16 protein-coding genes are annotated in these 16586 nt (G+C 54.8%); 12 read left to right on the plus strand and 4 right to left on the minus strand.

Features of this window, described 5'->3' with window-relative positions; all coding sequences use genetic code 11:
- Positions 1 to 115 precede the first annotated feature (115 nt).
- Genes O146_RS0101170 through O146_RS0101180 form a run of 3 tightly spaced genes read left to right on the plus strand, consistent with a single transcriptional unit; the run spans position 116 to position 2780 of the window.
- Entirely contained in the window at positions 116 to 799 is a 684-nt protein-coding gene (locus O146_RS0101170; RefSeq protein ID WP_027017452.1) for a TlpA family protein disulfide reductase, read from the plus strand.
- Complete coding sequence (locus O146_RS0101175; RefSeq protein ID WP_027017453.1) at positions 799 to 1548, plus strand: NUDIX hydrolase; 750 nt, start codon at positions 799 to 801, stop codon at positions 1546 to 1548. Before O146_RS0101170 ends, O146_RS0101175 begins: the two co-directional genes overlap by 1 nt.
- A 35-nt stretch (positions 1549 to 1583) precedes the next feature.
- Positions 1584 to 2780: a MarP family serine protease gene (locus O146_RS0101180; protein WP_021353545.1), complete on the plus strand. Its 1197-nt coding sequence runs from the start codon at positions 1584 to 1586 to the stop codon at positions 2778 to 2780.
- Positions 2781 to 2818: 38 nt separating this feature from the next.
- Here O146_RS0101180 and O146_RS0101185 read toward each other — a convergent pair whose 3' ends face one another.
- The 3 genes from O146_RS0101185 to O146_RS10645 are packed head-to-tail and all read right to left on the minus strand — an operon-like array spanning position 2819 to position 5328.
- On the minus strand, positions 2819 to 3784 hold the full coding sequence (locus O146_RS0101185) for an alpha/beta fold hydrolase (RefSeq protein WP_027017455.1): 966 nt from the start codon (positions 3782 to 3784) through the stop codon (positions 2819 to 2821).
- Positions 3785 to 3844: 60 nt separating this feature from the next.
- The gene (locus tag O146_RS0101190) at positions 3845 to 4348 is read right to left on the minus strand and encodes a phage holin family protein (protein ID WP_021353547.1); all 504 of its coding nucleotides are present in this window, start codon (positions 4346 to 4348) and stop codon (positions 3845 to 3847) included.
- Positions 4345 to 5328: an HAD family hydrolase gene (locus O146_RS10645; protein WP_021353548.1), complete on the minus strand. Its 984-nt coding sequence runs from the start codon at positions 5326 to 5328 to the stop codon at positions 4345 to 4347. The genes O146_RS0101190 and O146_RS10645 overlap by 4 nt, the downstream gene beginning before the upstream one ends.
- Positions 5329 to 5598: 270 nt before the next feature.
- On the opposite strand from O146_RS10645, the gene O146_RS0101200 reads away from it, so the two are divergent.
- From O146_RS0101200 to O146_RS0101230, 7 genes are all read left to right on the plus strand, one after another.
- Positions 5599 to 6813, plus strand: coding sequence for a CpaE-like family protein (locus O146_RS0101200; protein ID WP_027017456.1), 1215 nt, complete (start codon positions 5599 to 5601; stop codon positions 6811 to 6813).
- Positions 6814 to 6910: 97 nt separating this feature from the next.
- On the plus strand, positions 6911 to 8125 hold the full coding sequence (locus O146_RS10650) for a TadA family conjugal transfer-associated ATPase (RefSeq protein ID WP_081820528.1): 1215 nt from the start codon (positions 6911 to 6913) through the stop codon (positions 8123 to 8125).
- Complete coding sequence (locus O146_RS10655; protein WP_023018852.1) at positions 8122 to 8922, plus strand: type II secretion system F family protein; 801 nt, start codon at positions 8122 to 8124, stop codon at positions 8920 to 8922. Before O146_RS10650 ends, O146_RS10655 begins: the two co-directional genes overlap by 4 nt.
- A gap of 140 nt (positions 8923 to 9062) precedes the next feature.
- Positions 9063 to 9503 (plus strand): type II secretion system F family protein, encoded by a 441-nt coding sequence (locus tag O146_RS0101215; protein WP_021353552.1) that lies wholly within the window; start codon positions 9063 to 9065, stop codon positions 9501 to 9503.
- 197 nt (positions 9504 to 9700) lie between these two features.
- Positions 9701 to 9862, plus strand: a complete 162-nt coding sequence (locus O146_RS12320; RefSeq protein WP_024272867.1) for a DUF4244 domain-containing protein — start codon at positions 9701 to 9703, stop codon at positions 9860 to 9862.
- Complete coding sequence (locus O146_RS0101225; RefSeq protein WP_244266782.1) at positions 9837 to 10193, plus strand: hypothetical protein; 357 nt, start codon at positions 9837 to 9839, stop codon at positions 10191 to 10193. Before O146_RS12320 ends, O146_RS0101225 begins: the two co-directional genes overlap by 26 nt.
- Positions 10190 to 10564 (plus strand): Rv3654c family TadE-like protein, encoded by a 375-nt coding sequence (locus O146_RS0101230; RefSeq protein ID WP_021353555.1) that lies wholly within the window; start codon positions 10190 to 10192, stop codon positions 10562 to 10564. The genes O146_RS0101225 and O146_RS0101230 overlap by 4 nt, the downstream gene beginning before the upstream one ends.
- A 33-nt stretch (positions 10565 to 10597) precedes the next feature.
- Here O146_RS0101230 and O146_RS0101235 read toward each other — a convergent pair whose 3' ends face one another.
- On the minus strand, positions 10598 to 12982 hold the full coding sequence (locus O146_RS0101235; RefSeq protein WP_027017460.1) for a DEAD/DEAH box helicase: 2385 nt from the start codon (positions 12980 to 12982) through the stop codon (positions 10598 to 10600).
- Between the two features lie 186 nt (positions 12983 to 13168).
- Here O146_RS0101235 and cspE point away from each other — a divergent pair, with 186 nt between their 5' ends.
- Both cspE and topA read left to right on the plus strand, forming a co-directional pair.
- On the plus strand, positions 13169 to 13372 hold the full coding sequence (gene cspE, locus O146_RS0101240) for a transcription antiterminator/RNA stability regulator CspE (protein WP_021352804.1): 204 nt from the start codon (positions 13169 to 13171) through the stop codon (positions 13370 to 13372).
- A gap of 226 nt (positions 13373 to 13598) precedes the next feature.
- Positions 13599 to 16583 (plus strand): type I DNA topoisomerase, encoded by a 2985-nt coding sequence (gene topA / locus O146_RS0101245; protein ID WP_027017461.1) that lies wholly within the window; start codon positions 13599 to 13601, stop codon positions 16581 to 16583.
- Positions 16584 to 16586: the final 3 nt, after the last annotated feature.

The following is a 16586-nucleotide window of genomic DNA, read 5'->3' on the forward strand; positions in this document are numbered from 1 at the left end:
TAAACGTGACCTACTTTTGTGGTGCTCGCATCGCGCATTCTCGTGGGCGGGTGTTGTTTCGGCAGGTTATGGCTTTGTCTGGGGGCTGTGTGACGTGGCTGTATTAGTCTAGTGCATGATGAATAAACAGATCGCACTTATTAGTGTTATTGGCCTTGTGCTTAGCGCCGCGGTGGGCTTTGGTGCTTATGCCATGCTGCATAGTTCGACAGGTCACGTCGCGGGAGAAACGGCTGTAAGCAATAAAGCTGAGAGCCCAGCTGGCGAGGCAATGAAGGGTTCCGTGGCTCAGGATGAGGGGGCGGGCTTACGACGCCCGGCCTGTCCGAGCTTGGAAATTCCTGGTGCGCAAGTGCAGCTGCCGTGTTTATCGGAACAGGCAGTGACCGACGTTGACAAAAATGATGAACTCTCAACTGATGAGAAGAACGAGGCCATTGGCGGCGATGCCGGTGCGGCTGGCGACGAAATTACTGTTGTGAATGTGTGGGCTTGGTGGTGCCAGCCTTGCCGGGAGGAAATACCTTATCTGCAGGAAGTCCAAGATAAGCACCCTGAATGGCAGGTCGTCGGCGTGCACGCCGATAAAAACGCGAAAAACGGCGCCGGGATGCTGGATGAAATGGGCGTAGATTTTGTCAGTTACCAGGATTCTCACAATACCTTTGCTTCTGAACTCGGTTTACCTGGCGTGATTCCCATTACCATTGTGTATGTAGGAAACGAGCAGAGGAAAGTGTTTGTCCAACCATTCCGCTCAACAGAGGAAATTATCGAAAGCATAGAAGGTGTTTTGTAGTGATAGCGAACTCTGATCATCCTGGCTGCAACATTGCAGTCCAGCCAGAGCAAGCTCCACAATGGTTAGGGAAACTCGCCGGGCTGCACGAAGATAGCTTGCAGAAGTATCTGCCAAACCGAAGTGCAGAGGAATTCAATCTGCCAAAGCCGAAAACCATCAAAAAGGCTGCGGTGTTAATACTGTTTGGGGGCTCCCAAGCCCCTGCTGGCGACGGTGGTGCCCCGGACGATGCGACAGTCTTATTGACCCACCGCCACCCCGGGATGCGTAGCCATTCAGGCCAAATTGCTTTTCCTGGTGGCCGGATTGATAACACCGATCTTTCGCCGGTTGATACTGCGTTGCGGGAAGCCTGGGAAGAAACAGGGTTGAACCGGAACAACGTGACCCCGCTGAAGCAATTTAATGAGTTGGCTATTCCAGTGACAGGAAACCAGGTGCACCCCGTGTTGAGCTACTGGGATAAGCCATCCGAAGTCGCCGTGACTAGCCCGGAAGAAGCAGATGATGTTTTCACTGTCCACGTCGGCGAACTATTGAGGCCGGAAAATCGGTTTGCCATTGGCCACGGGAACTGGGTCAGTCCGGCCTTCCGGGTGCGGGATTATGTGATCTGGGGGTTTACCGCAGGATTATTGAATGCGGTTTTCCACTATTCGGGGTGGGAACGAGATTGGAATAAGACAGATGTTTTCGACTTGCGCGAGAGCTTAGCAAAATCGCGTAATAATGAAGCGCTTCGTTAGCGGTGGCTGGCGCAGGAAGCGAGTAGGATTTCCCCGTGGCAGAATCAATTTTCGTTGACCTTATTATTCTTCTGGTCATTGTGACCAGTATTGGCATCGGTTGGCGGCAAGGCGCAATTGCGTCCATCCTGTCTTTCATCGGAGTGATCTCCGGATTAATCATTGGAGGCGCCGCCGCGCCGATGCTGATGGGACTGACTGAGCACACATTGGCGCGCTTTGTTTTGGCGATCGGCAGTCTAGTTGTGAGTGCTGGTATTGGCCATTTAGTAGGTATTTCGCTCGGGCTGAAATTGCGCGAAAGCATGCGCCTGAAATCATTACAGACGGTGGATTCTGCGATCGGTTCGGTGGCCCAAGCCGTGGCTGTTTCAGTCTTGATCTGGCTGGTGTCGATCCCGCTTGTGACCGGTACTAGCGGTGCGTTTAGCCAGATGTTGCGTAGCTCTGCGGTGCTTAGCGCGATGAATTCGCTAGCGCCAGAACGCGCGGGGCAACTGCCAGCCCAGATTTCAGCGATGCTCAACGAATCTGGGCTGCCGCCACTGGTGTCTCCGTTTGAAAACCACCCGGAACCCCACGAAGTTGAAGCCCCACGTATCAACGTCGACAATGAACAGATGGTGCATGCTGTGCGCCCTTCGGTCATTCATGTGATGGGAGAATCCGATCAGTGCCGCAGGCGGTTGATGGGCACGGGGTTTGTGGCGCAGGATGATTATATTCTCACCAACGCCCATGTAGTTGCCGGAACCCAGAGCGTACGCGCTGATACCGTGGTCGGGCTCCGTGATGCTGAGGTGGTTTACTACAACCCAGACATTGATATTGCGGTACTGCATGTTCCGAACCTAGGGTTACCTGTTCTGCCATGGGCAGAACAGCCAGCATTAAGCGGTGACGATGCAGTGGTGATGGGCTTTCCACAATCCGGGCCCTTTGAGGCTTCGCCTGCACGTGTGCGGGACCAGATCCGGATTTCCGGCCCTGATATTTATGCCCAAGGCCGGGTAGAACGTGAAGTCTATACACTGCGCGGAAATATTCGACAGGGAAATTCTGGCGGGCCAGTCACCACTGATGACGGGCGCGTGATCGGCATGGTTTTTGGTGCTGCAGTGGATAACTCAGATACCGGCTATGCCCTGACCGCTGAAGAAGTGCGCCAGCAAGTTGGCGAGTTCGGTGCCCTGCGCGCACCAGTAGAAACCGGTGCTTGTGTTGCTCAGTAGCCGGTTGGCAGGTATGCCGTTTTAGTTTTCATGCTCTATTAACGACCGTCCTGGCTGCTGCCAGTACTAGTTAGCTCTGCCTGTTGCCACTGTTTAATTTGTTCACGCACCATCCGCACGAATGCTTGGGGGCGCTCTATATGCGGTAGGTTTTTTGTTCCCTGCATAGTCACGGCGGTCCAAGGAGCGCGCATGCGTTGTGCGCTACGTGCCGTGAGTTTTTTCCACAGGCTTTGATCCGCGTGCACCATGGTTACAGGCACCTTTACTGGCTGATCCAGCCAACTACCAGAACCAAAACTGAGCAAGTGCCGGTTATGCTGTAGGGCCACCGCACGGGTGTGGCCAATCTTAGATGCCCGCACACGCAGGTTTAATTCGTTAGCAAATTCCGGAGTGTCGTGGAATTCTGCGGTGGTTTCGCTGCGCAAATTGCGCCGGTATAACCATTCGAATCGTTGGGGAAACGGCAGGTAGAAAAAGGATGGCAAACGCATGATCGCGGCGCGCAGCAGAATCCATAAAAAATTCCAGGGTTGGGTTTGCACGGTTTTTCGAAGATCGACCGGGTGCGGGCTGGCGATGGCGATGAGACCACGGACCTGGTCTGGATATTTGCTAGCAAGCGCCCAGCTTAGAGCACCGCCAACGTCGTAGCCTATGAGATAAGCGGAATCGTATCCCAGAGCCGAAATGATGCCAGAAATTTGCCCGGAATCGCTGCGAATATCTTGGCCTGCGGAAACCGGTGGATGGTCCGACATGCCGTAGCCACGTAAATCCACAGCGACGACGTGGAAGCCGGCGTCGGCAAGTTCTGCGATGATGTGGCGGTATTCAAACCAACCACTAAAGGCCCCGTGTAACAACATAATCAGCGGATCAGTAGTGGAACCAGCGCTGACGGTGTGCAAACGGAGGCCATGAGTATGAACGTGTCCGTGCTGGAATGGACCGTCTAATTCAACGATGGACGGCGAAAGCTTAGCGGAACGTTTGGGCATGCCCACACTGTACCCCAGGCACCTAAGCCTGGGGTGGTGGCATAGCTGGGGTTTATGAGATTAGGTGTACATTCCCGATGGGCCTTCCAGCGATTTGCTGGCCGAACCCGGACGAAGCTTCTTCAGCTCGCCTACTGATTCAATGGTTGCTTTTGGCGCTTGGATCTTCTTTACCTTCTTTACACCAATCAGCGCGACGACGGCTGCAATAACCAACATCACCAGGAAGACGATGAGAAATGCTGCCCAGCGCTGCAGCCACAGGTGGGCCAGCAGTTCTGCGAGGAAGAAGAACAAGAAAAACGAGCTATACAAGGCGACGGTGCCTGCTACGGCAAACATGCCACCGCCGATGGCGCCCTTTTTTGCTTCACCGGCAAGCTCCGTTTTGGCAAGCTCAATCTCTGCGCGTACCAGGCTAGAGATTTGGGTAGTGGCATTAGAAACTAAATCGCCGATAGAAGTTTCCCCTGGTTTGGCGGTATCAGCATCACTTAAAGGGATTGAATCCACTTTTGGGTTAAAATCATCGGTGCCATCGGTGAAAAGTCCTTGCTTGCTCACGCTATACCTTCCCTTGCTTTTCGCAGAATATTCGCAGAAATCGTGTGTTGGTTAATAATTGTACGTCGTATGGCTCTAGCTGTGGAGTTTAGGTATCTCCCGGTGTTTTCTGTGAGTGCTTGCGCTGTCTCCAGGACAGATGCTTCCTGCTTGTTTGGTGCATAACACTTGCTAAGCAGGGTCCCTGCGGTGATTAATGCGATGACTCCAGCGAGCAGGCCAGCGCCGATGCCGATTTCTTTTGCTCCGGGCATTTGGAACAGTGGTGCCGGATCTTTGAAACTGCGGATTTCCCAGCCACGTTCTAGGGCAAGCTTTTTTAGTGGGCGGTCCGGGTTAACTGCAACCGGGTTACCCACTAGTTCCAGCATGGGCGCATCCGTCACAGAGTCGGAATAAGCAAAGCTTTGTTGCAGTTCATAGCCGTGTTTGCCGACAAGCGTCGTGATCGCTTCGGCTTTTGCCGTGCCTTTGCAATAAAACTCGACTACCCCGGTGAACGTGCCGTCAACAATTTCCAGTTCGGTGCTGATGACTTCGGTGATGCCAAGCTCTTCCGCGATCGGTTCCACGAGCTGCCGGGCCGATGCTGAAATGATAATGACCTCGTGGCCTGCTTTTTTGTGGGCTTGGATCAGTTCCCGGGCTTCGCTATAAATCGCTGGGGTCAGCACGTTGTGCATGGTCTCGCGTACGATTTCGCGGACTTGTTTTTCTGACCAACCGGTGATCATGGAGGTCAGTTGGTCGCGGGTGGAGTCCATTTGCGTGCTGGATTGCCCAGCGAGCATATAGCTGGCTTTTGCTAAAGATAGGCTCAGTGCATCCTGCGGGGTGATCAGTCCGTTGTGCAGGAATTCGCGGCCGTAAGCAAACGCAGAAGAGGTGGCAATAATCGTTTTGTCCAGGTCAAAAAACGCTGCCACTTGACCGGGCTGCGCCTCGGTGTCGCTGGCGGCGGTGCTGTGAGAATTGTCCATGAAGACCTGCCGTAAAACGTATGTGATTGTTGGGGTAAAAGTTAACGATTGTTGCCTGCTGTTACAAGAACTATCTTAGTTGGCTTATCTCTGCAATGTTTGGGCTTGTTACAGATTGGATGGTGGGGTGAAGGATTTTAGGGGGAAGCAGCAGGGTTTTTGAGGGTTATTCACAGTTATCTAGTTGATAAGGCCACAAATTCGGCGGGTTGTCCACAGAATCACCCCAGGTCATTGAGCTTCTATTCCATTCCGGCTTGGCTAGAGACCATGAGCGCACAAGATTCATCCATCGTCATCGCCATTGCAGATCCCACTCTGCGTACTGAGGCGATTCATATTGCGGCAGCCACCGGTCATCGGGCGGTCACAGCCACTGATGAACGCGATATCTACCGGCTTGGTGCACGGGCCGAAGCAATCATTCTTGATGCTGATTACGCCGATCTTTTGACGGAATCTGCGGCACGCCGCGACCAGCAGAGCAGCCCTATTTATCTGGTGTGTTTAGATCCGGGGCCGGTCGACGAACAACTAGTCCGTGATTGTGGCGCGGAAGTCGGGTACGTGATTCCTTCACAAAACAAAGAATTTCTCATTACTTTAGGAGAACAATCGCGCCCCGCAGAGGCACAGACACCCGCACCCCGCCCCAGGGCAGCTACGGCATTGCCCAATTCCGCACGTTTGCAGCGACCCTTGTCCAACCGCATTTCTGAGCAACGCTATCCAGCACAGTTTGCGCCGCCGCAGTCTGCATCACGACGCCACCCACACTTGACCATCGCGGTGCTCTCATCCGGCGGCGGAGCTGGAGCTTCGACGGTGGCAGCAGCGATTTCCCGGGTGGCTGCACATGAAAACGTTGGTGCAGTAACGCTGATTGATGCAATTGATCATTCTGGCGGTTTGGACCTGCTGTTGGGGATTGAAAAACATGATGGATTGCGGTGGCCAGATTTGAACTTGGGTGACGGCCGCGTCAATGCCAGCGACCTCCGTGCCTGTTTGCCTACTACCGATGACGGTATCGCCGTGTTGACCGAACGACGCACTAATGACGGAACAGCAAGTTTTGGCGACCGGGAAGAAATTGAAACTGTGCTTTCCACGCTGCACAGCGAACCCGGGCTTTCCGTTATCGATGCTAATCCCTGGCACATTCCGCGTTCGATTGATGCGGCAGTGTTGATCTGCCCGGCAGAGCTACGCTGCGCGGCCCGAGCAGCACATTTAAGCACGCAGCTGTCTGGAACGCATACCCCACACAGCCTGGTGGTCCGGCACCGCCAGTGGTCAGCACTCAGTATCGAGGAAATGGAAAACCTTGTACGAAGCCAGGTCATTGCAGAAATCGGCACCCTCAAACGTCTGACAAAAAGCACTGAGAGCGGTGGGCTGCCAGACAGAATTCCGAAACCACTGTCGATCGTCGCTCACGCTGTACTCGCGGAATACGGGTGGAATACCGCCGAGACCCACTAACCCCACATCTCATCTATTAGATGCGCAGACATCAGCCGTCGGCTGCAGGCGTGAGTGTTCTCGAAGACCAAAACCTCTATGAACTGAAAGTGAAATTATGTCCGTTGCACCGCACATAGTCGAGACAATCCAGCGTCGGGTTGCTACCGAACCCAGTCTTGTCGACGACCCTGCCCAGCTAGCCCGCTTGATCCGTAAAGAATCGGGAGTGATAAGCGATTTCGACGTATTAGAAATTCTCCGGAAACTGAAAAATGACACCGTCGGCATCGGAGTTTTGGAACCTTTATTATCGCTAGCTGGAGTGACCGACATTGTTGTGAATGGTCCCGAATCCGTATTTTTTGATCGAGGCGACGGTCTAGAAAAAGCCGAAATTGAGTTTTGCGATGATGAAGAAGTCCGAAGACTAGCAGTACGATTGGCTAGCTTATGTGGTCGGCGATTGGATGATGCCCAACCGTGTGTGGATGGCAGGATTCGTCGGGAAGAAGGTATCGCGCTGCGATTTCATGCAGTGCTGAGCCCACCAGCGCAACAAGGCACTTGTATTAGTTTGCGAGTTTTGCGTTCGCATTCTGCAAGCTTGGACTCGTTATTTCAGCACGGCAGCTTGGATGAATATTCCAGACAGTATCTGCGTGAGGTTATTGCACAGCGTCGTTCTTTTCTTATCGTTGGTGGAACCGGTAGCGGGAAAACTACCTTGCTTTCTGCTTTGCTCAGCGAAATTGCCCCGCAACAGCGTCTGGTTTGCATTGAAGATACCCCAGAACTGACTCCCAACCATCCGCACGTGGTCAACCTGACTGCACGAGGTGCTAATAGCGAAGGGGGTGGTGCGATCAGCATTTCTGACCTGTTGAAACAGGCTCTGCGTATGCGGCCAGATCGAATTATCGTTGGCGAAATTCGTGGGGCTGAGGTCGTAGATTTGTTGGCTGCGCTGAATACTGGCCACGACGGTGGCGGTGGAACTTTACACGCTAACCGGCTCACAGAAGTGCCTGCACGACTGGAAGCACTGGGCGCTCTTGGTGGGTTAGAACGTATGGCTTTGCATTCGCAGCTCACTGCTGCCGTGGAAGTGGTGCTGGTGATGCAGCGCCGCCCTGATGGAACCCGCCGGCTAGCGCAGATTGGTCAATTGCAGGCAGATCCTTTACGGATCGAGACTATCTGGGAATACGGCGACAACGATTCGAACAGCAACGATTCGGATAACGATGATAAGCACGATGATCATCTGCAGGACGCCGATCCGTGTGGCGTGGATACTCATGACAGTATTTCTGCTGAGGTGCCAGCATGAGCGCAGCAATAATAGTGCTCGCAGTAGCGGTGGCCTTGCATCCTGGTTCGGCAAGTGCGCGCATCGGTACGACATCCACAGCGCTGGTTTCGAAAGAATTTTTGCTAATGATCGCTGTGGTTTTCCTGGTAGTGACCGTGCTTATGGCAGTTGGCACCATAGCATTGGCGCTTGCCGGTGCGATGGCAGCGGCAACGGTGATCATCACTATGCGACAGCACATGCGTCGACGCCGGATTATCGCTGATACCAAGTCATTGGGGGCCTATATTGGCCAATTGGCAGCAGATATTGATTCTGGAGCACACCACTTTCACGCAGTGGAAACCGCAGCGTCCCAGCTACCGGAAGATGCCTCCCCACGAGTACGCACGGTGGCAGAATCTGCAGCCGCGCAAGCCAGATTTGGCCACAGCCCGGCGCATGCTTTCGCCCAGCACAGTTCTTCTGAATTACCGCAATTACAGAGGTTATCGGTGTTGTGGCACGCGGCAGGACGTCACGGCATCGCACTGTCCGGGTTATTAGATTCTGTGCATCGAAGTATCGATGGTGCCAACCGGCATCGCAGCGCTACTGAGGCGAGTCTGCAAGGACCACAGGCGACAGCGGTAATTCTCACGTGCTTGCCACTGGCAGGAATCCTCATGGGAATCGCCATGGGTGCAGCCCCACTAAGGTTCTTGCTTACGACGAACTTAGGCGGTATTGCCCTGGTTACTGGTGTCGGATTGGCTTGCACAGGATTCGTTTGGTCTCGGAAAATTACCGCGAAAGCGGTGGGGGAGACGTCATGACGGAGCCCGTAATCCTCGCTACAGCGCTCGTCATTCTGGCTACAGCCTTGTGCATTCCCGCTGCGCCTGTCACCGGCAGAGTGGGATGTGGGACAAGCACAACGAAAAACCCGCGAGAGCCACCGAAAAAACTGCACCCTATGCACATCGCTGCTGATATCGAACTGTTTGCGGCCTGCGTGGAATCCGGGTTAGCGCTGCATATTGCTACCAGTGTGGTAGCAGAAGCTGCAGCCAATGATACTGCGCCGGTATGGCAGGCAGTCAGCCAGCTGGAAGCCGTGGGCATTGCTGACCGCGAAGCTTTTCGTGGGATGCGTGCGCATGAGGGGTTCGCAGATCTGGCGGCGATTATTGAATCAGCTCGGCATTCCGGGGCGCGTATCGCGCCACGTTGTCGTGAATTAGCTGCCAACTTGCGTGCGGATGCCACAGATCATGCCCGGGCAGCTGCAGAACGTGCAGGGGTGTTAATTGCTTTGCCTCTCGCGGTGTGCTTTTTGCCCGCGTTCATTGTCCTTGGCCTGGCCCCAGTCGTTATCAGCTTGGCAACAGACCTGCTCGCCACCACACCGGGGTGAAGCAAAAGACCATTTCAGAAGACCATTTCATCTGACTCAAAGGAGACAAAATGACTACACCATTTCGGACTTCCCACACGAAACAACCAGATAACATTCTCGATGCCACACCGCAGCCTAACCAAGGCGCTCAGTGTGCTGGAAACGACGATCTCGCAGCACACACGACGACACGGAAAACGAAGGGCGGAGTGCGAATGCTCGTCGACGATTCCGGCATGAGCACGATTGAATACGCCATGGGATCGTTAGCTGCTGCCGCACTGGCTGCGGCACTGTACCTTGTGGTCAGCAGTGGGGGAGTGACTGATGCAATCGAATCGATTATTACTGATGCGCTGTCTGATACCCCGTCCTAATCCGAGACAACGCGCAGGCTGGCCGCAGGCAGGGCCTTTCGGCAATGACCGTGGTTCGGTCACCATCGAAGCCGCGTTTGCATTGGCCACGCTGGTGATTGTGACAGCACTAATCATTGGAGCGATTGCAACGGTCAGTGCACACATCTCGGCACTGGATACAGCAAGCGCGGCTGCTCGTGCGCACGCGATTGGGGTGGATTACCAACCGTCAGGAAATGCACAGATCAGTGTGCAGGAATCAGCCGGGTTGGTGACAGTAACTGCGGAGGTTCCCGCGGTATTCGGAACTCGCAGCGCTAGCGCAATATACCCTGTGGAGACGCGATGACGATGCACAACCACGGTGACAGCAGCCTTTATCGCCGGTTCCGGCATGCTCGCGATGATGATGGTTATGCGACCGTAGCAGCCATCGGAATCATTCTGGCCATTGCGGCCGTGGCCTTGGCACTGGTTGGCGTGGCAAGCCATGTCGTCGCACGGCACCAAGCCCAATTGGCGGCGGATATGGCGGCGGTTGCTGCAGCCGAAGGTTTGTCACGAGGTGATCTGCCGTGCCCTGTTGCACAACGCATCGCAGGGCTAAACCATGCCAGTGTGGTTTCTTGTCGGACAGATAACCGCGATGTGCTCTTAGAAGTTACCGCAGGCGTATCCGTCACGAGTGCGCATGCGAAAGCGCGTGCCGGGCCTGTCTAATATCGGGTAATGCAGTGCAAATTGCGAGTTAAGTTAACTGGCTGCACTGGCATCCAGGGAAATGAGCAGTGCATCCAGCACCTTGATAGCACCGGCTTTGTTGAGCGGCTCATTACCGTTACCGCATTTCGGTGATTGCACGCAGGAGGGACAGCCGTGGGCACAAGTGCACGCGGATACCGCTTGCAAGGTAGCGGCAATCCAGTTGCGGAAGCGGCGAAACCCCTCCTCGGCAAAGCCCGCTCCGCCTGGATAGCCGTCGTAGACGAACACCGTTGGTAACTGGGTATCAACATGCAATGCAGTGGAAACACCGCCAATATCCCAGCGGTCGCACGTGGCCAGCAGCGGTAACAAACCAATAGCGGCATGCTCGGCAGCATGCAAGCTACCAGGAATATCGGCTTCTTCCACCCCGGCGGCAGCCAAAGCTCGTGGGCTAATGGTGTAAGCCGCTGCCTGCGTAAATAGGCGTTGTCGCGGCAAATCTAAAGGTACTTGTTCTGCGATGGAACCATCAGGAAGCCGCACCATAAAGCCGGTGACTTGGTCAATGACCTCCACATCCACCAATGCGACTGAAACATCAGGAGACAATTGTCGTACATGATCATTGGGCGGACTGGAGACAATACGGATTTGGGTATCGGAGAGTGCTTGCGTGGAATAATCAGGTTGCTCTGGACGGGCAACAGCGATGTAATCGTCGAAATCCAAATCGTCGATAAGAAAACTTTCCCCTTGGTGCAAATACACCGCGCCGGGATGCAGCTGGCTGGCAGCGCGTGCGGAATCCACTGTGCCCAACAACCGTCCGTCAGACGAATCCACAATCATGACTTGTTGGCCGGAACCACCTCTGATATCGACAGCCGAGTGTGCAGTATCAGGGCGCAATCGGCCTTCCGGAAGCGGCGCGGCAAACCAACCTTGTGCCCGCGCTCGCAAAAAACCGCTGTCCGTTAAACGCCGTACGACATCATGGGCTTGCCACTGTTCAATATCGAAGGCGGAAAGAGGCTTTTCCACGGCCGCGCAATAAACGTGACCTTCCAGGACATAGGGATTTGTTGGATTAAATACGCTGGCCTCAATTGGACGTTCCAAAAGTGCTGCTGGGTGATGAACCAGATAGGTATCCATCGGGTCATCGCGGGCAACGAGCACAACTAAGGAACCTTGCCCCCGGCGCCCAGCCCGGCCTGCCTGCTGCCAGAAAGAGGCCACAGTGCCGGGAAAACCAGCCCCAATTACCGCATCAAGCCCGCCTACATCAATGCCTAGTTCGAGAGCAGATGTTGTAGCCACGCCCAACAACTGGCCGTTGTCTAAATCGTGTTCCAATTTTCGCCGATCCTCGGCTAAATAACCGGCGCGATAAGAAGCGATTCGGGCGGCGAAGTCCATGCGACCACGTGCACTGAGTTCTTCAGCACAACGCAAAGCGGTGGTTTCTGCTTGTCTTCGAGAACGCACAAACGTCAATGTGCGGGCACCCGCGGCGACCAAATGCGCCATGATCGCCGCGGCCTCCGTCGAAGCGGCGCGCCGGACCGGTGCGCCATTCTGGCCCGAGATATCGTCGCGGAAACCCGGTTCCCATAAAGCCACTGTGCGCGTTCCCTGCGGGGAACCGTCGTCCGTAACCCCCTGCATAGCCCGCCCGGTGAGACGCTGAGCCTGGGCGACTGGATCTGCTGAGGTTGCGGAAGCACAGATAATCGTCGGTTCTGAACCGTAGTGGGCGCATAACCGCAGAAGTCGGCGAAGCACCAAGGCGACGTGGGAGCCAAACACTCCGCGATAGGTATGGCATTCGTCAATGATGATGAATTCTAAATGTCGTAACACCCGCGCCCAGCGTTGGTGAGCACCCAACAAGGAAGCATGCACCATATCCGGATTGGAAAAGATAAAACGCGAAGACTCACGGATTCCCGCCCTGGATTCCGTGGGGGTGTCGCCGTCATACGGCGCTGGGGTGATTGTCGATAAATACGGCAAGCCCTCCGCCGCTGCACGAAGTAAACGTTGGATCGACAACAGCTGATCTGACCCCAGCGCCTTTGTTGGGGTCAGATACAGTGCGCATGCTGTGCGGTCGGTGCCTAAACGAGAAAGCACCGGAAGCTGGTAACCGAGTGATTTTCCCGAGGACGTGCCCGTGGCAATCACTGTATTTTGCTTGGAGTGAATGGCCTCAGCGGCTTCCGCCTGGTGGCTAAATAATCGCGTAACACCCTGATCCTCGAGTGCCGTGCGCAATGCCGGGCTGACCCAATCCGGCCATTCCGCATAGCGGGCAGTTCGCGCCGGGATCACACGCTGGTGGGTCAGGGTGGAATTGGGGAATACGGATACGAGTTCGTCGAGAAGCTCTCGACCAAAAGTTGTATCCGGCTGCTCAAAAGCGCCCATTTCTACCCCCTTGTGGGTGTGCTTGACGGGGTTTTCTTGAATATATTTCTTAAGAGTATCTTCTGCGCCGAATTCGTGCGAGACTAATTCCTGAACGCGGTTTCTAGGTTAGTTCGAGAAGTGCTCGCAGCAAGGTTAGATTCGCGGACACTTTGCAGATCCGTCGCCAAAAGAAAAGGTTTTAACATGGCAAAAGGAACCGTTAAATGGTTTAACGCTGAAAAAGGTTTCGGCTTCATCGCTCCGGAAGATGGCTCGAAGGATGTCTTCGTGCACTACTCCGAGATTCAGGGCAACGGATTCCGTAGCCTGGAAGAAAACCAGCAGGTTGAATTTGAAGTCGGCGAAGGCGCTAAGGGCCCACAGGCTCAGCAGGTTGTAGCCCTCTAATTTGGGTGGCCTGTAAGGTCACGCAAACACCGGGAAAATAACGTCGGGATTCTCCGGCATGTAGCCTCGGTAAATCTTGCCGAATAAGCAAGAAAAACATCACCCAGCATTGCCATAAGGCATGCTGGGTTTTTGCTTTAGTGTAGAAGCACCATATATTACTGTGTAAACGAAGTAGCGCACTAGTACTCCGCACGCTAATTAAGCACGAAAGAGACGTGATCCCGTGGCAGGCAAGACGCTCGTTATCGTCGAGTCACAAACCAAAGCAAAAAAGATCCAACCCTACTTAGGTAACGACTACCTGGTCGAAGCCTCCGTGGGGCACATTCGTGATCTGCCACGCGGAGCCGCTGATGTTCCCGCGAAATACAAGAAAGAGCCGTGGGCGCGTTTGGGTGTCGACACGGACAATGGCTTTGGTGCGTTGTACGTGGTCAGTCCGGATAAGAAGAAAAAAGTTACGGACTTAAGAGCTAAGCTCAAGGATTGCTCCGAGCTTTATCTGGCAACGGACCCGGACCGTGAAGGTGAAGCTATCGCGTGGCATCTGTTAGAAGTGCTGAAGCCAAAAGTGCCGGTACGCCGGATGGTCTTCAACGAGATCACCAAATCCGCCATCCTGGAGGCCGCGAGCAATACCCGCGAGCTTGACGAAGACCTCATCGATGCACAAGAAACCCGCCGTATCCTGGACCGCCTGTACGGCTACGAAGTTTCGCCGGTGCTGTGGAAAAAGGTCATGCCGCGGCTGTCGGCAGGCCGTGTGCAATCCGTGGCCACACGCGTGATCGTTGAGCGCGAGCGCGAGCGCATGGCGTTTGTTTCTGCTGATTATTGGGACCTCTCGGCTACCCTGAACACAGGTGCGGCAGACTCTGCGGAAAATCCGGCGTCCTTCCCGGCACGCTTGGCTACCGTCGACGGGCTACGAGTGGCGCAGGGGCGCGATTTCGATGATCGTGGACGGCTGAAAGGTTCGGCCACCATCGTCGACAAGCAACAGGCCAACCGGCTTGCCGACGGCCTGCAGCAAGCAAAACTCACCGTCACCGCCGTTGAACACAAGCCGTATACTCGCCGTCCGTATGCGCCGTTTATGACCTCCACGTTGCAGCAAGAAGCCGGCCGCAAGCTGCACTACAGCTCTGAGCGCACCATGCGTATCGCGCAGCGGCTCTACGAAAACGGCCACATCACGTATATGCGTACCGACTCGACTTCGCTGTCACAGCAGGGGCTGTTCGCCGCCCGCAATCAGGCGACCGAGTTGTACGGCAGTGATTTCGTTTCTGAGGCACCACGCCGTTACGACCGGAAGGTGAAAAATTCGCAGGAGGCCCACGAGGCGATTCGTCCAGCAGGCGAGTCATTCGCGACTCCGGGTGCGTTGCACAATCAACTGGATACCGAAGAATTTAAGCTTTATGAGTTGATCTGGAAACGCACGATTGCCTCACAGATGGCCGACGCCAAAGGGACGTCGATGAAAGTCACCATGGCTGGATCTGCCAGCACCGGTGAACAGACCGAATTCCAGGCCAACGGGCGCACCATCACCTTCCCAGGGTTCCTGCGGGCCTACGACGATGATTCTGCTGACAGCAGCGAAAAACGCTTGCCGCAGCTGGACAAGGGCGACGAGCTGTCCGTCGATAAGGTCAGCGCAGAAGGCCACTCTACGAACCCACCGGCACGCTACACAGAAGCCTCGCTGGTGAAAAAGATGGAAGAACAAGGCATTGGCCGTCCGTCAACGTATGCCTCGATCATCAAAACCATCAAAGACCGTGGCTACGTGCACGCCCGCGGTAATGCGCTGGTGCCGTCGTGGGTGGCATTCGCAGTGGTTGGTTTGCTGGAAAACAACTTCGCTCCGCTGGTGGACTACGATTTCACTTCTTCGATGGAAGACGAACTCGACCAGATCGCTACCGGTGAGCAAGACCGCACCGAGTGGCTGACCGGCTTCTATTTCGGAAATGAGGTTAATAGCGAAGACGACAATAACACTGCGGAATCGATTGCTCGACATGGTGGCTTGAAATCACTGATCGACGTCAACCTGGAAAAGATTGATGCGCGTGAAGTTAACTCGTTGCATCTTTTCGACGACGAGGACGGCCGTGCAGTCGTCGTACGTGTGGGGCGGTATGGCCCGTATCTGGAACGCCGTATCGGAACGGATGCCGATGGTGAGCCGGAATATCAGCGTGCGAATTTGTCTGAATCAACGACCCCGGACGAGCTGAACCTGCAGATGGCAGAAAAGCTATTCGCCACCCCACAGGGCGGCCGTGAGCTGGGTGAAAACCCGGACAATGGCCGGATGATTGTGGCTAAGGAAGGCCGGTTTGGCCCGTATGTCACCGAGCAAGTGCGTGACGACGAGCAAGAAAAGGCTGCCGCTGAGGCAGAAGAGATCATTCGTGAAGAACGTGCTGCTGAGGACGCCCAACGCAAAGAAGAGGGCAAACGTGCGAAAAACTGGGACACCAAGACTGCAGAGAAACAAAAAGAAAAGCGCATTACCGAGTTGGTCGAAGCCAAGCTGAAACCAGCCACGGCCTCATTGTTCCAGTCGATGGAGCCGGCATCGGTGACTTTGGAAGAAGCGCTGCGCTTGTTGTCGCTGCCGCGCGAAGTGGGCGTGGATCCAGCTGATGGCGAGATGATTACTGCGCAAAACGGCCGTTATGGCCCTTACCTGAAGAAGGGCTCGGATTCGCGCTCGTTGGCTGATGAAGAACAGATTTTCTCTATTGATTTGGATGAGGCGCGCCGAATCTATGCTGAGCCAAAACGTCGCGGGCGTGCTGCTGCGCAACCACCGTTGAAGAAGCTTGGCGATAACGACGTTTCCGGAAAACCAATGACGGTGAAAGACGGCCGTTTTGGTCCGTACGTCACTGATGGCGAGACCAATGCCTCGCTACGGAAGGGCGATAAGCCTGAAGCGATGACAGATGCGCGGGCAAATGAGCTGCTTTCTGAGCGCCGCGCCAAAGAAGCCGCTGGCGAGGTGGGCAAGAAGACCACCAAGAAGGCTGCGAAAAAGACTACAGCCAAGAAAACGACGGTAAAGAAAACCACCAAGAAAGCTGTGAAAAAGACGGCGAAAAAGACCGTCAAGAAAACGGCTAAAAAGACCGCGAAAAAGCCTTCACCAGGAACGAAAAATGTGGTGAAGGCGGGTTCGCGGCGGAGCTAAGCG

This window comes from Corynebacterium pseudodiphtheriticum DSM 44287 (assembly GCF_000688415.1).
GTDB lineage: Bacteria > Actinomycetota > Actinomycetes > Mycobacteriales > Mycobacteriaceae > Corynebacterium > Corynebacterium pseudodiphtheriticum.